Origin of the sequence: Streptomyces sp. LUP30 (assembly GCF_001746365.1) — a bacterium.
GTDB lineage: Bacteria > Actinomycetota > Actinomycetes > Streptomycetales > Streptomycetaceae > Streptomyces.
On the sequence record NZ_MJAJ01000001.1, the window covers coordinates 42,122 to 60,305 of the forward strand.

An 18,184-nucleotide genomic window follows, 5' to 3' on the forward strand; every position below is an offset into this window, starting at 1 on the left:
AAATCCTCGCGGCCGGTGTCATGCTGATCCGCTGCCTTTGGGCAGCGGATCAGCATGGGGCTCCAGTTCAGTTCGCTTCAGCGTGCTCGGCGCGTGCTCGGGTGCTGGCGAGACGGTATGAGTCGGTGCCGGTCTCGATGATGGTGCCGTTGAAGGTGAGCCGGTCGACGATGGCCGCGCAGTGGCGGGGGTCGGTGAAGGTCTTGGTCCAGCCGCCGAACGATTCGTTGGAGGCGATGGCGACGCTGTTCTTCTCCTCGCGTTCGGTCAGCACCTGGAAGAGGAGTTCGGCGCCGTGGCGGTCGAGTTCCATGTAGCCGAGCTCCCGTGGCAGAGATCGAGGACGCCATCGAGCGCGCCGACCGCGAAGCGTTCACCCGTCAGCCGCCCAAGACGCTCAAGGGCCAGATCGGCTACCTGATCAAGCAGCTCAAGACGACCCGGGCCGTCGCCGAGGAGATCGGCGTCAGCCAGCGGTCGGTGGAGCGCTACCGCAAAGGCCAGCGCAAGCACCCGCCAAAGGCCATCGCCGACCGGATCGACGACGCCGTACGGGCACGGTGGCAGCCCCAGGTCCGCAAACGCCGACAGAAACAGGCGGCCACCGCGACCGGGATCACGGTGGAGACCAGGGCCCGCTTCGGGTACACCGCACCCATCGGCACCACCGACGACGGACGCTTCCGACGCCTCACCGTCCACCTCCCCCCCACCTACGCACAACGCCTCTTCCACGCCCGCAACACCGGCGCCAGCGACCAGCAGATGCGCCAGATCATCGCCGAAGGACTCAAAGAGATCTACTTCCAAGACGGCGGCAGCCGCGCCTTGGGGCTCTCCGACGTGACCCTCAACGACATCGACTACCTCGACCTCGACGACTAACCCCAGAGCCGGCCGGGTGCACAGCATCCCTCTTGTGACTGAGCGCGATAGTTGGCGGCTGAGCTCGACAGTTGGCGGAGTGCCAGGGCTCCTCATGGGCAGGTGGGAAGGTGGCGTAGCGCGGACCAGGCCCCGGAGCGAAAGGGTCGTTTCGTGTTCGAGGAATTCGCCACCAGGACGGTGCGCACCAGTGAGGCGTCCGTCTTCGTTCGGTACGGGGGCGAGGGCCCGCCTCTCCTGTTGTTGCATGGCCACCCGCGCACGTCGGCGACCTGGCACCGGGTCGCGCCCGTCCTGGTGCGGCGCGGTTTCAGCGTCGTCTGCCCCGACCTGCGCGGGTACGGGCGCTCCCGCGGCCCGGCGCCCGCTTTGGATCATGTCCCGCACTCCAAGCGCGCCGTGGCGAAGGACATGGTCGAGGTCATGCAGACGCTCGGGCACCAGCGCTTCGGTCTCATCGGCCACGATCGGGGGGTTGCCGTGGCGCTCCGCCTGGTGCTGGACCACCCCTCCGCGGTGACCCGGGTGGCGTTCCTGGACGGCCTGCCCCTGAGCGAGCACCTGACCCGTGCGGATGCCCGGTTCGCCACCGCGTGGTGGCACTGGTTCTTCTTCGCCCAGCCGGAGATCCCCGAACGCGTCATCAACGCCGATCCCGACGCCTGGTACCGCGGCGACCCCGAAGCCATGGGGCAGGAAAATCACGACGAGTGGCGGACCGCCACCCGCAATCCAGACGTTGTCCGCGCCATGCTGGAGGACTACCGCGCCGGGCTCACCGTGGACCGCCAACACGAGGAGGCGGACCGCGCCCGAGGCGCGCGGATCGACTGCCCGGTCCTGGTCCTGTGGTCGCTACGAGACGACCTGGAGGACCTGTACGGCGACCCGCGCACCATCTGGCGCGACTGGGCCGACGACGTCCGGGGCCACGGCATCGACGCCGGCCACCATGTGGCCGAGGAAGCCCCCGGCCCGCTCTCCGCCACCCTGGGCGACTTCTTCAACGGCTGACGCTGGCTCGCTCCGCCGCCGGAGAGGCCTGCGTCCCCCATGGCCGAGGAACTGTCCGAGAACCTTCAGCACCACAGTTGGCGAAAGCCGCCAATTGTGGTGCTCAGTCACACCTCTTGTGACTCAGCGCTTCAGTTGGCGGGTGAGCGCTTCAGTTGGCGAGTCGGTTCGCGGAGACCAGCCACCGCCAGCGTCGACGCTCCGTGACGAGGGTGGCGGCGACCAGCAGGGTCACGGGGGCCGCCGCCCAGGCGGGCCAGGCCAGCCACGAGGAGATCACGGTCGCGGCGAGCTGGAGCAGGTCCTGCGCCGCTTCACGCGCGGCGGGCCCAAGCACCCCACCTACCGCGCGATCGAGGAACTTGGGCGGGCGGTGCGTACGGCGTTCATCTGTGACTACCTCGCCGACGCCGACCTGCGCCGCGAGATCAACGACGGCCTCCAGGTCGTGGAGAACTGGAACTCCGCCAACCACGACCTGTTCTACGGCAAGGACGGCGACCTGACCGGCTCCGACAAGGAGTCCCAGGAGGTCTCCATGCTCGCCCTGCACCTGCTCCAGTCCGCTCTGGTGCACCTCAACACCCTGCTGCTTCAGGACATCCTGAGCGAGGAGAAGTGGCAGAAGCGGCTCACCGACGCCGACCGACGGGCCCTGTCCCCGCTGTTCTGGACCCGCGTGAACCCCTACGGTCGGTTCGAGCTGGACATGAACTCACACCTCGCCCTCGCCGCCAGGACGTCCATGGTCCCCGGCCCTCGCACCGTGCCCGAGGCGGAAGCCGCCCGATCGGCGGCGGACAGTGGGTCCGGGTCGGCATCCTGAAGACCCGCCCGCCCGGCGTCAATCCCGATCGGCTGGATCGTTGACCGGGTGAGGCGCCGGGCCGGGGAGCGGCCCCAAGCCACCGTGCTCGCGGACGGCTCGATTCGGCTACGCGTCGCGCCTGTGCAGCAGCAGGCTGCCGACCAGCAGCGCGGCCGCGGCCCACGTGGCGAGCACGCCCAGGCCGGCCCATGGGCCGATGGGCAGCTCGTGCAGATGGACGGTGGCTTGGATCGCGAGCCCGGCGGTCATGGGCGAGATCTGCTGGAGGTGGCGCTGCCACTCCGGGTCGTTGACCACCCGCGTGACGACCGGGAAGAGGTAGAGCAGCCCGAGCACGATCCCGATGGCGCTCGCCGCCTCCCGTACCGCGGTCGCCACGCCGAGGCCGAGCAGGGCGATGAGGACGAGGTAGAGGACCGAGCCCACGGCCGCGCGCAGGGTCGGGCCGTCGGCCAAGGAGAGCGGAGCATAGTCGTGCGCCTCGGTGAATCCGTTGCCGGGCAGGATGTAGTGGCCGGCGAGGAGGGAGACCAGGATGGCAGCCGTCCCAAAGGCGAGGACGACCGTGGTGAGGATCGTCGCCTTGGCGGTAAGGACGGTGATCCGGTTCGGCACCGCCATGAGCGTGGTGCGGATCATCCCAGTGCCGTACTCGCCGCTGACGGCCAGCACCGCGAAGACGGCGATGACCGCCTGCCCGACGGTGACGCCGGTCAGGGCGAGCTTGACGGCGTCCTGGCCGCACCCCGCGTCCGGGCACTTCACGGCCTTGGCCGTGCCGCAGCCGACGGCCACGGTCAGCGCGACGGCGAGCAGGAGCAACCAGCCCATGTCCCCTGCGGTGCGCAGCTTCGTCCACTCCGCGTGCAGGGCGCGGGCGAAGTCCCCTCGCCACGCGCCGTCCGCCGTGCTCATGAGTCGTGCACCGCTCAGGAAACTCATACGTCCCTCCCGCGCAGCCGCAGCACGGCCAGACCGAAGGCGAGCGCGGCGTATCCGCACAGCACGGCGAGGCCGGCCCATGGCGCCAGCGGGTAGTAGCCGGTCGACGGCTCGTACACGCTGAGCACCTGTGCGTACTGCGGGAGAGTCTGCTGGATGGCGAAGCCCGCAGCCGGGGTCACCCGCAGCAGCCACTCCGAGACGCCCGGGGGCAGTACGCCGGAGGTGGCAAGCAGGAAGGGCAGCACGATCGACGCGATGACCAGGGCGACCGCAGTGCCGCTGCGCCGCAGCAGGGCACCGACACCGACGGCGAGCACGGCGGCGGCTGCGCAGAGCAGGCCGGTTCCGACCATGACGCGCGCTTCGGTGGCCGACGTGACGGGGAAGACATGGAAGCCCCTGCCACGCGCGCTGCGTTCCCCGATGGGAATGGTGATCGCGGCGGCGACCAGGCCGATGGCGAACGCGACGCCCCCGGCCACCAGCGCCTTGGCACCAAGCACCCGGCCCCGCAGGGGAGTTGCCGCCATGGTCGTACGCAGCAGACCGCGCCGGTACTCGCCAGTGATGAACACCGTGCCCACGGTGATCACCACGACCAGCCCGGCGAATGTGCCGACGAGGAAGTTCTCGACGGAGAAACCGACGCCCATGGCTGGCCCGCCGACGACCGGTGCGATGTCACCGGCCCCGGTCACGGTGAACCCGCCGCCGTCGGTCTGGGCGAAGCCGCCCTTGGTGGTGTTCGTGTAGCTGCCGGAGGTGCCCGCGTCGCCGCCCACCTGTGTGCCGCGCCACGCCCCCTGGGACCAGTCGCCGGTGAGAGCGGGGCGGCCGAAGGTGCCGGTGGCCACGGCGGGACTGAAGCCCGCGCCCGCCGCTGTGTCCTGCTTCGCCTCCGGTGACGTCGCGAAGAGCCCGGCCTGCACGGGGCGCGCAAGCCCAGGCAGCTTCGCATGGCCGACCTTGGTCCAGTGGGAGCCGTCGGTGGAGGTGTAACCGGTGAGGCTGTCGCCGGAGCGGACCAGGCGCAGCCAACGCGGGGACTCCTGGGTGACCTTGCCGGAAGGGCCCGCCGTGTCGTGCGTGTAGTCGTACTGCATGCGCACGCCGTGGCCGCCGGTGGCCATGACCGCCGCGTACGGGGATCCCTGGGTGAGGCTTTCCTTCAAGATGATCCCTGTCTTCGCCCAGGGCTGGGCGCTCTGTGCTGTCTTGCCGGTCCCGGTGTCGGCCACACCGGTCAGGGACCGCAGGGGAACGGTGAGGGCGCCGTCGCCGGTGAGTGTCCTGTGGACGAAGTAAAAACTGTCGTTGACGGCCTCGCCGCCGGTGCCCTTCGGGTACGAGGCGGAGTCGGCGCCGCCCCCGCCGGGGGCGGGGGCGGCCGTTCCGAGCAAGCCGACCACGATCGTCGCCAGGAGCGCCCCCGCCATGGCGAGGACCCAGCCGCGTACCGTACGGAACTTCGTCCACTCGGCGTACAGCGTCCTGAGGAACCCGCTCGGCTCAGCGCGCCTCGTGGCCGGGGGGCGAAGAGTGAGGGTGGCTGTCATCGGGTGGCCTCCCCCGCCGAGATGCCCCGGTACTCCACCGCGTCCCGGGTGAGCTCCATGTACGCTTCTTCGAGCGTCGCCCTGTGCGCGGACACCTGGGAGAACGGCACCCCGTTCCGGGCAAGCAGGGTCACGATCTCCTCGTCGGGCAGGCCCGTGACGCCGAGGGTGTCGGGGCCGGTGGCGAGAACGGTGGCGCCTGCGCCGTGCAGGACCTGGGCGGCGCGCGAGGGCGCGGAGGTACGCAGGGTGACCCGGCCGCCGGATGCCTCGGCGAGCAGCTCGGACACGCTGGTGTCCGCGACGACCCGGCCACGGCCGATCACCACGAGATGGTCCGCGGTGTCTTGGAGTTCGCTCATCAGGTGACTGGAGACCAGGATGGCGCGGCCCTGCCGGGCCAGCTCCACCAGGAAGCCGCGCATCCAGACGATGCCGTCGGGGTCGAGGCCGTTGAAAGGCTCGTCCAGCATGACCACCGGCGGGTCACCGAGCAGCGCCGCCGCGATCCCCAGGCGCTGGCGCATGCCCAGCGAGAAGCCGCCGGCCTTTCGCCGGGCCGCCGTGCCCAGGCCGGCCTGTTCGATGACCTCGTCCACGCGCCGGGCCAGGACCCCCTGTGAGTGGGCCAGCCACAGCAGGTGATTACGGGCGGTGCGGCTCGGCTGCAGCGCGGAGGCGTCGAGCAGTGCCCCCAGATGCCGAAGCGGGCGACGCAGGGTGCGGTACGGCACCCCGTCGACCAGGGCCTTTCCCTCCTCAGCCGCGTCAAGGCCCAGGATCACGCGCATGGTGGTGGACTTGCCCGCGCCGTTCGGGCCGACGAAGCCGGTCACCCGTCCGGGCCGCACGGTGAACGTCATTCCGTCCAAAGCCAGCTGTGGCCCGAAGCGTTTACGCAGACCGATGACCTCGATCGTCGCCTTCGTACTCTCATCGCTCATGGGCCCCACTCTGTGACGGAGCGAGTTACAGGGGCCGAACGGCCACTGTCATCTCGCTGTTAGGCGCCTCGGCCTAGCCTGGCCTAGTACGTGTCCTGGTGCGCCGGCGAGAGGGGAGCATGCGGATGAAATGGGGTCCGCCCCCACGGCTTGCGGGCCTGACCGCCCGGCTCGGCCTGCGCCGTGGCACTGCCCGCACCCGCTTCACCGCCTTGTACGTGACCCTGTTCCTGCTGTCGGGAACGGCGCTGCTGGCCATCGCGGCCGTGGTGGCATCCGGCGGATCGCGCTCCAGCCAGACCGCCCCCGATGGCGGCACCGATCAGCCCGTCACTGCGGCACAGGCCCAGGGCCGCATCGACGAGCTCGAGCAACAGCTGGCCCAGGCGCACGACACCCAGTCCCGGCAGATCGTGATCGGATCCGCCAGCGCCCTCGGCGTCATGGCGGTGATCTCGGTCGGCCTCGGCTGGTTCGTCGCCGGCCGGGTGCTGCGCCCGCTGCGCGTGATGACAGCGGCCACCCGCCGGATCACCGCCGACAGCCTGCACGAACGCCTGGCCATCGGCGGCCCCGCCGACGAGGTGAAGGACCTCGCCGACACCATCGACGACCTCCTCGGCCGCCTGGAGGGCTCCTTCGACGCCCAGCGCCTCTTCGTCGCCAATGCCTCCCACGAGCTGCGCACCCCACTCACCACGATGCGGGCCTCCCTGGATGTGGCCCTCGCCAAGCCGGGCCCGGTACCCGAGACCACGGCCACGCTGGCCGCCCGGTTGCGCGCCGAACTCGACCAGGTGGACCGGCTGCTGGAGAGTTTCCTCGTCCTGGCTCGCACCCAGCATGGTGAGTTCACCGACTCGGCGCGCCTCGCCCTCGGCCAACTCGCGCTGACCGCCCTCACCGGACGGGCAAAGGACATCGCGGCCAAGGGCCTGACCGTGCGTGAAAACCGGATCGACGACTCCGCGTGGGTGTGGGGCAGCCAGACGCTGCTGCGCCGCGTAGCCGACAACGTGGTCGACAACGCGATCGCGCACAACGACCCCGGGGGCTGGATCAGTGTCGCGGTACGGGCCGAAGGAGACGACGCAGGCGCAGTGTCCCTCGTCATCGAGTCCAGCGGACCGGTCCTCGACCAGCGGCGGGTGGCGGACCTCGCGCAGCCCTTCCGCCGCCTTGGCGCCGACCGGACCGGCACCGGCCAGGGCAGCGGCCTCGGCCTCTCCATCGTCGCGGCCATCACCCAGGCCCACCACGGCACCCTGGACCTGCGCGCCCGCCCCGACGGCGGCCTGCGCGTCACCATCACCCTCCCCCATACGGACGGCAGGGCGACGGCGGAAGCCCCCAACACAGAGACGGGCGTGGCGCATTGAGAGTCCTGGTGGTCGAGGACGCCCGCACCCTCGCCGAAGTCATCGCCGAGGGACTGCGCGACCAGGGCATGGCCGTGGACGTGGCCCACGACGGACTCGACGCCGCGGCCAAGCTGGACGTCAACGCGTACGACGTCGTCGTACTCGACCGCGACCTGCCAGGCATCCACGGCGACACCCTCTGCCAGATGATCACCGAGCGGGACAGTCGCGTGATGGTCCTCATGCTGACCGCCGCCGACTCACCCGGCGACCGCGTCAGCGGCCTGACGCTGGGCGCCGACGACTACCTCGCCAAGCCTTTCCACTTTCCCGAACTCATCCTGCGCATCCGCGCCTTGGCCCGCCGCCGCCCCGCCGCCCGGTCCCGCACCCTGAGTGCGGCGGGCATCGAACTCGACCCGATGCGCCGCACGGCCAGCCGCGACGGCCACCAACTCGGCCTCTCCGTCAAGGAATTCGCGGTACTCGAAGCCCTCCTGAACGCGACCCCCGCCTTTCTCAGCACGGAAACCCTCCTCGAACAGGTCTGGGACGAACACGCCGACCCGTTCACCAACACCGTCACGGTGACCATCAGCCGCCTGCGCCGCAAACTCGGCGACCCCCCGGTCATCGCCACCACACCCGGCGTGGGGTATCGGATCATCGACACAGGCGCCCCACCCGACTGAACAGCGGGCCGCAGCCGGCAGCCGGCGCATCTCCACCGCCTTGAACACCCCCCGCTCAGCCACCCGCAGGCGCAGTTCCCACCGCATCCGCCCCTCCCTCCCCATCAACGCTCATCTCCCCCGTCACTGCGGCCGGCAGGGGTGCCCGCAGGGCCGAGCAGGCGCCCTGCCACCCGGGTGTTCGCCTGCTGCCAGCACCACTCGATCCGCTCGGCCGGCACATGGACATACCGGGCCGTCGTCGGCAGCCACGTGTGTCCCAGCAACGCACCGATCGCCTCCAGGCCCATCCCCTGGTGATAGAGGTGGGAGGCGCAAAAGTGCCGCAGCGGATGCGGCGTCAACCGGCCCGACCAGGCCGGCAGCCACCGCTCGACCGCCTGCGCAAGGCCCTGGCGCAAGGTCACCGCACAGGCCGGACGCAGACCACCACCGGCGGTAGCGTGAAAACGGCTGGGCAGCAACGCCGCCCGCCCACCGGCCAGTTCGTCACCGAACTGACCGCGCACCTGCGACAGCCACCACGCCAGCAACCGGTCCACCCCGTCGATCGCCGGCACCAGCCGCTGCCGGGGCCCGCTGCCCTTCGCGCCCTTGCCGCAGCGCACGTGCAGCATCCCCCGGGTCCCTGCCTGCCGATACCAGTCCCCCACCTCCAGGCCGACCGTCTCGTTGATCCGCAAGCCCACCCGCCGCCACAGCGAAGCGGCCACATAATCCCGTGCCGCCGCCAAGAACCCCGTGCGCCGCACACCGGGCAGATGACAACGCCACGCCGTGAACAAGGCCTGGATCCGCGCCCAGCGCCTCGAATGCGCCCGCCGCGACCTGGCGAACCCCAATCTCAGCTTCACACCCGTCCATACCACCGCCGCCACCCGCTGGGGCCTGGTCCGCGCCTCCGACTTCACGCGCGCCTTCCGCAGAGCGTTCGGGGTCTCGCCCATCGAGTACCGCGTACAGGTACAGACGGAGACCGGGCAGGGGCCGAGCAGACGCAGCGACAACGAACCGTGGACGCGTAGCCAACGACAGGTCCAACACTCACCACTCACACTGGTCTGACCATCTCGCTGCTCGACGGAATAGGAATTAAAATGAGTAAACGTTCCACATTGGCCTTCGCTGGCTGGCGTATCGCGATAACGGCGGCCACAACCGCGGTAGCGACGGTATTCGCCATCACGCAAGCCTCTGCCTTGACCCAGGAGAACGATCTCGCAACCGCGACGTCAAGCTCATCGAGCGGACCCTGGAAGTGCGCCGAAAATGTGTATGCCGAAGTCTGTTTCAGCGCGGATGGTGACTGGTTCAGAGTAAAGGACAATCTTGCCGACTCGCATTCTGCTGTCGGGTATTGGAGCGTGCGGAAGCCTGACGGAACTACGATCAGGTACGGGTACATATACAACCAGGGCGGAAATGGGTCCGTCAGGTACAAGAACAAGGACCTCCCCGAAGGCCAAGGCATGCTCATACGGCCGTGCCGTGGGCATTGGAACTCAGGCTCCGACCCGACAAATTGCACCGGGGACTTTTGGGTCACTACTAGTGGCTGACCACTGACGCGATATTTCGTGACGGCTCGCACTGCTCACTGCGGTGAGGCCGTTGCGGCTTCCGAGAACAGGTTCAGGCCGACAGCGCCGATGACGGTCGCCGCCCAGCTCCACCAGTCCGCTTCGTGGACATGGCACAGACCTGGAAGGCCGCCAGAATCCACCTCTGCGCCGCGGACTCGCAGGGGCGGGCACAGTGTCGCCGGTCGGGCGCCTGTCCATGTGTGAGTGCGGCTGGCGCATGGACAGGCGTGACCCTGGGGCCTCAAGCCGCTTCGAGGACGGGGTAGTCGGTGTAGCCCTCGGCGCTCGGCCCGTAGAACAGTTCCGGCCGCGGCTCGTTCTCCGGGTGGCCCCCCTGCCAGCGCTCGACCAGGTCGGGGTTGGCGATGTGGGCCCGGCCCACGACCACGGCGTCGGCGTGGCCGCCCTCGATCTGCCGGAGCGCTTGCTCGCGGGTGGTCTGCCCCCCGGCCCTCACGACAAAAGCGGTAAAGCATCCGCAATGGCGCACCGCTCCAGCACGCCCGCACCCGTCCGTCTGCCCCGGGGCAGACGGACGGGACGTGAACGGGCAGCATCCGGCGGGATCGTGCCCATCATGGGCGGCGCGGCAGGGCGCATCGCTCCGCTGAGCGGGGAGCTGACGCTGTCGTTCCTGACCAGGATCGCCGTCCGCTACCACCTCGGCATCCGTGACGTGCTGGCCGCCGTCACCGATGTCGGCGGCCAGCGCAACCTCACCGGGATGCTGTACCCGGACAGCGAGATTCACCTCAACACCCAGGCCCGCGCCCGCGTTTCCGCCCTCTGCCACGTTCCGCAACACGTGCTCGAGCAGGAACTGCCCGCATGGACGAGGGAAGAACCGAGCGGAAAGCACGGGACCGGACCGGCCGGGCGACTGCTGCGCGGCGAGGAGGCCGTCACCGCCTGGGGACCGGCCTGCCCCGCATGCACCGCCGCCCGCACCGGACGCGACGTGCCCGCCCGCCGGTACCTGGCACCCGAGCAGCGGGTCTGCGCACGCCACCGGTACTGGCTCCTCTATCTGCCCCACACCAGCGGGCTGCCTGTGCCCCTGGGCCGCTGCCCGGAGGTGATCGAGGCCCAGCGGCGGCACGTCCGGCTGCTGCACCGCTCCCCTGCCGCAGCGCCGGCCTTCGAAACACGATCGGCATCACCGCTCAGACAGCCGAACAGTGGCCGCCAAGCCCGCGCCCCCGGCCCCACGCCGAAGCCCTCACACACGCCCGTACCTGGGCCAGCGAACACGGCCACCTCTGCCCGCCGATCAAGACCGTCCACGACGGCTTCCCCCTCGGCGAATGGCTCAACCGCCAACGCGAACTCGCCAAGAAACGCAGCAGCCCCTCCCCCACCCAGCAAGCACTCGCCACGATCGACCCCTGGTGGAACCCACCCTGGCCCATCCTGTGGCAACGCGCCTACCACCACGCCCACATCCACCGCCACACCCCCGCCATCCGCCAATGGCTCCAACCAACGGCAGCGACGTACCTGGCCCCTCCTCCACCCCGACCAACAACACCTCCTCACCACAGCCGGCCTGATCAGCGTCTGAATCGCTCTGGCCGACACCGGCGCCATCCGTCCCTGGGCGGCCGCCTCCCCTCAACCAGCAGCGACCGACGAGAACTTCGGGACTGATCTGGCAGAACAGGCCCCAGACGGCGCTGCGATGAGTGATACTGGTGGCACGTCCGGCGTGCCCACAGCAGAGCGCACCCGTCCGACGAGCAAGAGAAAGGCAACGCGGAAAAGGTTAATGAACCGGCTTAAGGGCTTTATCAGCAGTCTTTTTGTTAGCTGCCTCTCTTGACCCGCCCTGCCCAAAAAGCCGAAGAAAACCTCCGCTAGAACCGCCGAGCAAAGCCTCTGAAAAACCCCACGGGACCAGCGAACCGGTCCCCCAAGGGGCTGACAGGCCTGCCGTAAAACACCACCGGCCCGCCCTATGGCGACGCCGGCCTTCGGCATGCCCTCACACCACGGCACACCTGTGCCGCCTCTCCCCGTCCCAGCCGTCCCTGCACGGCTCGTTCAGGCATGAGGCGGCCCAGCCGTCACGTGCTGGAAGGGCATCCACGCGATGAACTCGTCCTCCCTTGGCCCGATCGCCGGCCTTCTGGCCGGACTCCCCGCTGTCCTCGCCGGTGCCCTGGGCGGTGCACCCTGGTGGGCCGTCGGAGTCATCGTCATCGCGGCATACCTCGCCGTCCCCCTCACCAGCCTCGTCCTCGAACACTCACGACAACGAAAAGGAACACTGGTCGATGAGAAATTCGCAGCCACCCTCGACCAGATAACAGACCCCGAAAAAAGAATCCAAGCCATCATCAGCTACCGGCAAGCCACAGCCCCCGCCGCCACTCCCCAGCCACCACCCGACCCGCCACCAGGAGCACTACCGGCCGCCGACCCGGCCGGTGCGGGCGGGTCACCAGCATCCGCATAGGCAAGAAGGCGGACAGGCCCTCGGCCCGGCCCTTTGATACTGCAACTGGCCAAGGTGCCGACGGATCCGGCGGGCGCGGTCACGCGGAAGCGGACTACCTCGTCCGTGAGCGTGCTGGAGTTGATCACCTTGTAGGTGCGGACGGGGAGCGCCATGGTCTGGGCCCTCTCGAGCGGGGGCGCGCCCCGCCCTGTGGCGGTGGCCTCAACAACCCCACCGACGCGTTCGTGCGGCTGCTCCTGGTCCTCGACGCCATCCCCGCCGCGCCCGACGTCCGCGTGCGCCGGGTTCGCCACGACGCCGTCCAGGTCCTCGACGACGAGCCGGGCCCGCGCCTGCCCGGCACCGTGAACCCCACGGTGGACGAGGAGACCTCGCGTCTGCTCACCCGCCGCCCGGCCGACGACAAGGTCAGCGAGGCGCTGGCCGCCGTGCTGGTCCGCCTCACCTTGCGCCGCTGGACGTGGACCGATGGTCGAGCGGCTGCTGGCCGAGCGCCGCCACCGCGAGGGCGGGCTGCTGCACGCGTGCACCCACACCCGCCGGGGCACGCTGCGCGCCGTACTCCCCGACGTACAGGCCCGCCAGTGGGCCCGTTGCGTGCCGTACGCGGCCACCCTGCCGCTGCCCGAGGACACCCCGGCGTGGACCGAGAACCTCGCCCACGTCGTCGCCCTGGTCGAGCAGCTCCAGGCCGCCGCCGACGTCTGCCCGGAGCGCTGGGCCACCGAGTCCGGCCCCGCCGACCGCGCCGCCCTCGATCTGCGGGGCCTGCTCGCCCTGCGCGCCGGCACCGCGGTGCTCGCCCTCGACTGCCGCCGCGCTGCGCTGGCCACCGGCCACGGCCGTTCGACCATGACCGCGCCCCAGGAACGCCTCACCCTCGACGGCTGGCTGGCCCCTCATGACTCCGACGGCCTGGCCGGAACCCACGAACTGCTCCCCGTCACCGCTTCGCATCCCGGATTTGCACCCGTTGCACGGGGTGGGGCACTAGGAACCCCGCCCCCCCCGGAGGGGAGAGGCGCACCCACCTGATCTCCACTCTCCAGGAGCGCCTTGCCGCAGGTCAGCACGATGTCTTCGCCTACGGCCGCGCCACCGAGACCCACGCTGGACCGAGGGCGCCCTGACCGATTCGTGCGCGGCCGCCATGATGACGGCCGTGCGCACCGGAGTTCACCCGACGGCGCGAGCCACGCAGCCGACCGGCCGGCTGCCCGACTGGATGGCGGACTGGCTGACTGACCGGTCCACCGGTTGACTCGAAAGGTCTCGTCACGCGTGGGGCCCGGACATCGGCGAGCCGGGCCCGCGCGCGACGGGGCTTACGATCCCTCGTACCTCGTGTTCATTGCTGGTCGAGCACCGTCCCCGTCAGCACCGGTCTGTCGGGCAGCGGCTTGGCGTTGCGGTCGGTCAGTGCGACGCGCACCGACTCTGTCGGCTCGGCCATCTGGTCCTGGACGCTCGGCACGACGAAGTCCACGCTCGTGCTCCCGGCGGGGATGTTCAGCCACGCCCACAGGTGGGCCTGGGACAGCGGCCGCTCGGGGTCGGGCACGTCACCGGACCACTCCTTGAGCCACTGCGGGTCCACGTCCTTGGTGGACAGCTCGGCGCCCTCGGCGGCCGCGAGCACCCGCACCGGCTGCCAGATGTCGGCCGCCGCGGGCGTCTCCACGGACAACCGCCAGGTCAGCGTGGCTCCCTCGGTCACCCGGTCCGCGACCGGCGACATGGTGATCACCGGCTCGGGGTCGTCGTTCTCGACGGTGAGGCCGCCCCGGTGCTTGCCGACGACCGCGTTGTGGACGGCCTTGACGGCGATGTCGTGCTCCACGTCGTCGCCGAAGACCGTGTCGCCCTCGATCTCGACCGGCACGTCGATCGTGTGGCTTCCGGGCCGTACGGTCACGAGCCGGTTCTCGGCCCGGCCGCCGTCCGGGTCGAGGACGTACACGCGGACCTGTCCGCTGCCGTGCCCGGAGAGCGTGACCGGGATCCGGTAGGTGCGGGTGCCCGAGTCGCCCTCCTTGACGATCGTGCGGCCGACGTCGACACGCGGCAGTGCGGCCTCCTTCACCGCCGAAGTGCCGGGCGCCCAGCCCCAGGCGTCCATCAGCCAGGCCTGCCCGGACCGCGAACGGGGCGTCAGCGCAAGGGACTTGACATGCGCGAGATCGAGTCCGGCCCGCGTCGCGGCCGACAGTGGGACGCGCAGTTCCTGAGCCCAGTAGGACGCGGTGGCCGCGGAGCCCGGAAGTCCGGCCATCTCCACCCGGCCCAGCGTGGCCGTGCGGCTGCGGGAGTCGGTGACGGACACGTCGAACTTGGTGCCGGCGGTGTTCGGCGGTACGAAGACCCGGAGCGCGAGCTTCTGCGACCCGCGCAGTGAGAGCGGTCGGGGTGGAGTGATCCGCGCGGCCGTCCCCGGCGCGGACCACTTCAGGGCCACCGCGCCGCGGCCGGTCTCCTGTCCCGTCTCCCACGACACGAAGTGCGGTGACGATCCGGGGTTCTCCGGGTCCAGACAGGCCACGGCCGGGTCGGGGTCGATCGCCGAACACAGCCGGGCGCCGGTCACCCTCGCCCCGCCGTCCGGCAAGAAACCGCCGCCGCGGCGGCCGCCCACGGCGTGGGTCAGTACCCGGGCCGGGTCCGCGGATGCGGCCCGCCTGCCGGAACCGTCGAGCAGCGGACGCACTCGGTCGTCCCCGTTGAGGAAGAGCCGGGCCGCGGCGGCGATGTACGTGGCGCCCGCCTTGCGCTGCTGGGCGGCGGTCAGCCGAGTGGCGGCATCCGGTGCGCACACCGGGTCGGGCTGCTCCGGGTCGGCCCTGAAGTCGTCCCTGGCCGGTGCGACGGCCTCGCCCGGCGTCCACTCGCCGTTGAAGTAGTTGTGGTTGGCGCCGATCAGGTACACCGCGCTGTGCAGTGCCGTGCCCCGGCCGATCCCGCGCGTGCCGTCGACGAAGTCCTCGCCCTGCAGGTCCGACACGTCGCCGTCACAGCCCGGCAGGAGCGTCACGGACGGCACGTCGGCGACGGGATTCTGGCCGAAGATCGTGGGTGCGATCAGCACGGTCCCGCGCACCTTCCAGCGCACCGGGCCCGGGGAGCCGTCCTCGGCGGGCGGCGGCGGGTAGAGGCTGTCCATGGCGGCCCGGTTGACGCCCTCGCCGCCGCGCGAGTGACCGACGAGCAGGACCCGCGACAGGTCGGCCTTCGGTGCCCCGCGTATGACGGCCGGGGCGGAGGAGCGATGGGCGGACCAGTCGGCCCAGTGGGCGAGGTGCTGCCGTACGAGCGAGGAACGCGCCTGAGCGCCGGCGTCCTCGGTCTCCGAGTCCTGGGCGTTGATGCCGTTCGCGGAGATCGACACCGTCACATAGCCCTGCGAAGCCAGCAGTTGCTGGTCGCGCAGGTAGCCCAGATAGCTCGGAATGGGCTGGTAGCCGTTCGCGCAGGGCCAGTCGGCGTTCACGTCGTCCCCGGAGCCCGGCTTGTAGCAGGTGTCGTGGCGACCGTGCAGGAACAGCGCCAGCGGCCGACTGCCGGTCGCCCCCTTCGGCGCCACCACTTGGGCGCTCATCTCCACGGGGGAGGCGTACCCCGGCAGGCGGACCGGGGCGAGGTCGTACGCGCCGGTCACCGTCCGGTACGAGCCGGGTCTGCCCGGGTCCACGCCGTTCGCGGGCGCGGGCACGGGCGTCCGGCCCTTGTACGAGGGGAACTTTTGCATGCCGTCGGGCGCCGCGTCCAGTCGGCGCCCGGCGGCAGTCACCCGTAGGCCCGTCAGCCGCTCCGTCCGCATCTCGCCGAGGGCGAGCCGGAAGGTCCGCCCGTCCCTCGCCTGCTCCGGCGCCCCGAGCAGCCGGTCACCCGCACGGAACTCGACCCGCGCATCCCCCAGGGGGACGGTCTTCGGCGCACGCCACACCAGCTCACGCGTCCCGCCCTCCCCGTCGATCCGCCAGCCCGATGGGAGTGGCTCGGCCTTGGTCGTCGTCAACGGCCATGCCTGTCGCGGCAGTTGTGCGTGTGCCGGTCCGGGCGAGCCCGCCAGGGCCGCCATCACCGCCACGGCGGTCGCACATATTCGCCGGGCACGGATCAATGATCCTCTCCTCACAACCCTGTGCGCAGACGTCCCGTCGGTCCCGGGCGTCTCTCGCGTCACCTAGGACGGGGAGGGGTGCGCCGGGGTTGTCTGCGCGGGGGCCGGAGGCCGGAGGCCGTAGGCCGACGAACCCAGTCCGGACGCGCGCCTGCCGCCCGGTGGGCACAGCCCGCAGATGTCCCGCTGGCGACCGATCTCGTCCGACTCGGCGCGGGTCGGCGCCCTGGTCGCGGTTGCCGTCCTCGCGTACGGCGTCCTTCGAGCGGCGGCCCCCGCCTGACGTCGCCGCCCCACTGACGGCGGCTTGGCGCGGCGGTCCCGGCCGACGCGCAATCGGCTGAGCGCGCCCCGATCCCCGGCCGCGGCCGCTCCGCCCATCCGGCCCCGCCCTTTCCTCCTTCACTCTGGCCAAGGGACATGAGCAGAGCAGCCGCTGACGCTCGCGAAGGAAGCCGCGCTGGACAAGGCCATGGCTGCCCGCCAGACCTGCCCCGGCCCCTGCGGCCGGCGCTGAGCCCATGCAGGTCCCCGCCTACTACGCGAACACGTACGAGGAGCAGGCCCATACCCAGGTGGCTGCCATAGGCGAGCGCGACGGTGCGCCGTGGGTGGCGGTGAGGCACTGTTTGTTTCATCCGCAGGGCGGGGGCCAGCCCACCGACCGCGGATGGGTGGACGGCCACGAGATCACCCCAGTGCGCGACCACGATTCCGGGCTGGTCGTGGCCGTGGCGGCGGGGGAGGCCGCGCTGCCGGTCTTCTCGGTCGGGCAGCCGGTCGAGGCCCGCATCGACCTGCCGCTGCGTATCGCGCATGCCGCGCTGCATACGGCTGGTCACCTGATCGAGGCGGCCGGGCGAGAGCAGGGGTGGGTGCTGGCCGCGAACAACCACTTCCCGGGCCAGGCCCGGATCGAGTTCGCCGCGCCGACACCCGACGCCCGCCTGGACACACCGGAGGGCCGAGAGGAGGCCACCGAGACCCTGCGGACGGCGGTCGCCAAGGCCATCGCGCAGGACCTGCCCGTGACCTGGGACAACGACACCGAGGGGCGGCGCATCGTGCATCTGTCCGATCCGCACTCGGCGCCGTGCGGCGGGACCCATGTGCGCAGCCTCGGTGATCTCGCTGACGTCGTACTGCCGACTCTGAAGGTCAAGAAGGGCCGGATCCGCGTCTCCTACAGCGCCGCCCACCGGGAGCGCTCATGACGCCGCCGCCGGGTGAGCGCCGGCCGGCCAGCAGTACCGCGATCGCGGTCGGGGCGCAGATCAGCCGGCGCCGCGAGCAGCGCGGGATGAGCGGTGCTGAGCTGGCCCGCCGGGCGGGCCTGAGCAAGGCGACGCTGTCTCAGCTGGAGGCCGGGCGGGGCAATCCGACCATCGAGACCCTCGACGCCCTCGCGGTCGCCCTGCGCATCCCGCTGACCGACCTCCTCGCCCGGGACACCGACCCGGCGCCGGTGTTCGTGGCCGGCACCGACCTGGCCGACGGAGAGGTCGGACGCGAGCTGCTGCGCCGTATCAGCAGCGGCAACAGCCTGGAGATCTGGCGGCTGCGCATGCCCCCCGGCACGCATCTGGACGGCGTGCCGCACGCCACCGGCACCATCGAGCACCTGCTCGTCTCCTCCGGTCGCCTTACCGCCGGACCCTCCGAGGCCCCCACCGACCTGTGCTCCGGTGACCTGCTCGCCTTCGCGGGCGACGCCCCGCACATCTACCGCACCGGACCGGAGGCGGCCGACGTCACCGTCGTCATCGCCTCCCCGATCATCAGCTGAGAGACACCCCTGAC

The 18,184-nt window shown here is 70.9% G+C and carries 17 protein-coding genes and 2 pseudogenes; 11 read left to right on the forward strand and 8 right to left on the reverse strand.

Annotated elements, in window-relative coordinates; translation table 11 throughout:
* Window positions 1-67 precede the first annotated feature (67 nt).
* Window positions 68-325: pseudogene (locus BG482_RS42110) on the reverse strand (ATP-binding protein); the annotation flags it as partial.
* 2 nt (window positions 326-327) lie between these two features.
* Between BG482_RS42110 and BG482_RS00210 the strand changes: the two are divergent.
* Window positions 328-885 carry a terminal protein TpgA2 gene (locus BG482_RS00210; protein WP_069766739.1) on the forward strand — a complete coding sequence of 186 codons (558 nt, stop codon included), beginning with the start codon at window positions 328-330 and terminating at the stop codon, window positions 883-885.
* Between the two features lie 153 nt (window positions 886-1,038).
* Complete coding sequence (locus BG482_RS00215; RefSeq protein ID WP_069766740.1) at window positions 1,039-1,899, forward strand: alpha/beta fold hydrolase; 861 nt, start codon at window positions 1,039-1,041, stop codon at window positions 1,897-1,899.
* Window positions 1,900-2,050: 151 nt separating this feature from the next.
* On the opposite strand, the gene BG482_RS43620 is transcribed toward BG482_RS00215, so the two are convergent.
* Window positions 2,051-2,236 carry a hypothetical protein gene (locus BG482_RS43620; RefSeq protein ID WP_069766741.1) on the reverse strand — a complete coding sequence of 62 codons (186 nt, stop codon included), beginning with the start codon at window positions 2,234-2,236 and terminating at the stop codon, window positions 2,051-2,053.
* Here BG482_RS43620 and BG482_RS00225 point away from each other — a divergent pair.
* Window positions 2,204-2,725, forward strand: a complete 522-nt coding sequence (locus tag BG482_RS00225) for a transposase (RefSeq protein ID WP_256096165.1) — start codon at window positions 2,204-2,206, stop codon at window positions 2,723-2,725. The genes BG482_RS43620 and BG482_RS00225 overlap by 33 nt on opposite strands.
* A 108-nt stretch (window positions 2,726-2,833) precedes the next feature.
* On the opposite strand, the gene BG482_RS00230 is transcribed toward BG482_RS00225, so the two are convergent.
* The 3 genes from BG482_RS00230 to BG482_RS00240 are packed head-to-tail and all read right to left on the reverse strand — an operon-like array spanning window position 2,834 to window position 6,173.
* The gene (locus BG482_RS00230) at window positions 2,834-3,643 is read right to left on the reverse strand and encodes an ABC transporter permease subunit (protein WP_069767027.1); all 810 of its coding nucleotides are present in this window, start codon (window positions 3,641-3,643) and stop codon (window positions 2,834-2,836) included.
* Window positions 3,644-3,666: 23 nt separating this feature from the next.
* The gene (locus BG482_RS00235) at window positions 3,667-5,229 is read right to left on the reverse strand and encodes an ABC transporter permease subunit (RefSeq protein ID WP_069766743.1); all 1,563 of its coding nucleotides are present in this window, start codon (window positions 5,227-5,229) and stop codon (window positions 3,667-3,669) included.
* Window positions 5,226-6,173, reverse strand: a complete 948-nt coding sequence (locus BG482_RS00240) for an ABC transporter ATP-binding protein (protein ID WP_069766744.1) — start codon at window positions 6,171-6,173, stop codon at window positions 5,226-5,228. The genes BG482_RS00235 and BG482_RS00240 overlap by 4 nt, the downstream gene beginning before the upstream one ends.
* Before the next feature lie 125 nt (window positions 6,174-6,298).
* Here BG482_RS00240 and BG482_RS00245 point away from each other — a divergent pair, with 125 nt between their 5' ends.
* Window positions 6,299-7,552, forward strand: a complete 1,254-nt coding sequence (locus BG482_RS00245; RefSeq protein WP_256096130.1) for a cell wall metabolism sensor histidine kinase WalK — start codon at window positions 6,299-6,301, stop codon at window positions 7,550-7,552.
* Window positions 7,549-8,226, forward strand: a complete 678-nt coding sequence (locus tag BG482_RS00250; RefSeq protein WP_218108749.1) for a response regulator transcription factor — start codon at window positions 7,549-7,551, stop codon at window positions 8,224-8,226. Before BG482_RS00245 ends, BG482_RS00250 begins: the two co-directional genes overlap by 4 nt.
* A gap of 104 nt (window positions 8,227-8,330) precedes the next feature.
* On the opposite strand, the gene BG482_RS00255 is transcribed toward BG482_RS00250, so the two are convergent.
* Complete coding sequence (locus BG482_RS00255) at window positions 8,331-9,104, reverse strand: tyrosine-type recombinase/integrase (protein WP_141746504.1); 774 nt, start codon at window positions 9,102-9,104, stop codon at window positions 8,331-8,333.
* On the opposite strand from BG482_RS00255, the gene BG482_RS00260 reads away from it, so the two are divergent.
* Window positions 9,004-9,291, forward strand: coding sequence for a helix-turn-helix domain-containing protein (locus BG482_RS00260; RefSeq protein ID WP_069766747.1), 288 nt, complete (start codon window positions 9,004-9,006; stop codon window positions 9,289-9,291). The two genes, BG482_RS00255 and BG482_RS00260, sit on opposite strands and share 101 nt — an antisense overlap.
* Before the next feature lie 759 nt (window positions 9,292-10,050).
* Here the strand turns inward: BG482_RS00260 and BG482_RS00265 are convergent.
* Complete coding sequence (locus BG482_RS00265) at window positions 10,051-10,266, reverse strand: hypothetical protein (RefSeq protein WP_069766748.1); 216 nt, start codon at window positions 10,264-10,266, stop codon at window positions 10,051-10,053.
* Window positions 10,267-10,386: 120 nt separating this feature from the next.
* Between BG482_RS00265 and BG482_RS44655 the strand changes: the two are divergent.
* From BG482_RS44655 to BG482_RS44665, 3 genes and pseudogenes are all read left to right on the forward strand, one after another.
* A pseudogene (locus BG482_RS44655) lies at window positions 10,387-10,812 on the forward strand (helicase); the annotation flags it as partial.
* The gene (locus BG482_RS44660) at window positions 10,740-11,456 is read left to right on the forward strand and encodes a helicase associated domain-containing protein (RefSeq protein ID WP_256096166.1); all 717 of its coding nucleotides are present in this window, start codon (window positions 10,740-10,742) and stop codon (window positions 11,454-11,456) included. The pseudogene BG482_RS44655 and the gene BG482_RS44660, both read left to right, overlap by 73 nt.
* Window positions 11,457-12,735: 1,279 nt before the next feature.
* Window positions 12,736-13,302, forward strand: a complete 567-nt coding sequence (locus tag BG482_RS44665; RefSeq protein WP_256096131.1) for a hypothetical protein — start codon at window positions 12,736-12,738, stop codon at window positions 13,300-13,302.
* Between the two features lie 313 nt (window positions 13,303-13,615).
* Here BG482_RS44665 and BG482_RS00275 read toward each other — a convergent pair whose 3' ends face one another.
* Window positions 13,616-16,342 carry a hypothetical protein gene (locus BG482_RS00275; RefSeq protein WP_176741284.1) on the reverse strand — a complete coding sequence of 909 codons (2,727 nt, stop codon included), beginning with the start codon at window positions 16,340-16,342 and terminating at the stop codon, window positions 13,616-13,618.
* Window positions 16,343-16,905: 563 nt separating this feature from the next.
* Here BG482_RS00275 and BG482_RS00280 point away from each other — a divergent pair.
* Window positions 16,906-17,598 carry a metal-dependent hydrolase gene (locus tag BG482_RS00280; RefSeq protein WP_069766750.1) on the forward strand — a complete coding sequence of 231 codons (693 nt, stop codon included), beginning with the start codon at window positions 16,906-16,908 and terminating at the stop codon, window positions 17,596-17,598.
* A complete protein-coding gene (locus BG482_RS00285) occupies window positions 17,595-18,170 on the forward strand; it encodes a helix-turn-helix domain-containing protein (RefSeq protein ID WP_069766751.1) in 576 nt (191 codons plus the stop codon). The genes BG482_RS00280 and BG482_RS00285 overlap by 4 nt, the downstream gene beginning before the upstream one ends.
* The last annotated feature ends 14 nt before the right edge of the window (window positions 18,171-18,184 follow it).

What these genes read in the sequence shown, in the direction of transcription:
- BG482_RS00275 (WP_176741284.1), bottom strand. Translation starts at nt 16,342, where the DNA reads ATGGCGGCCCTGGCGGGCTCGCCCGGACCGGCACACGCACAACTGCCG.
- BG482_RS44660 (WP_256096166.1), top strand. Translation starts at nt 10,740, where the DNA reads ATGCACCGCCGCCCGCACCGGACGCGACGTGCCCGCCCGCCGGTACCT.
- BG482_RS00230 (WP_069767027.1), bottom strand. Translation starts at nt 3,643, where the DNA reads ATGAGCACGGCGGACGGCGCGTGGCGAGGGGACTTCGCCCGCGCCCTG.
- BG482_RS00280 (WP_069766750.1), top strand. Translation starts at nt 16,906, where the DNA reads ATGCAGGTCCCCGCCTACTACGCGAACACGTACGAGGAGCAGGCCCAT.
- BG482_RS00245 (WP_256096130.1), top strand. Translation starts at nt 6,299, where the DNA reads ATGAAATGGGGTCCGCCCCCACGGCTTGCGGGCCTGACCGCCCGGCTC.
- BG482_RS44665 (WP_256096131.1), top strand. Translation starts at nt 12,736, where the DNA reads ATGGTCGAGCGGCTGCTGGCCGAGCGCCGCCACCGCGAGGGCGGGCTG.
- BG482_RS00240 (WP_069766744.1), bottom strand. Translation starts at nt 6,173, where the DNA reads ATGAGCGATGAGAGTACGAAGGCGACGATCGAGGTCATCGGTCTGCGT.
- BG482_RS00285 (WP_069766751.1), top strand. Translation starts at nt 17,595, where the DNA reads ATGACGCCGCCGCCGGGTGAGCGCCGGCCGGCCAGCAGTACCGCGATC.
- BG482_RS00235 (WP_069766743.1), bottom strand. Translation starts at nt 5,229, where the DNA reads ATGACAGCCACCCTCACTCTTCGCCCCCCGGCCACGAGGCGCGCTGAG.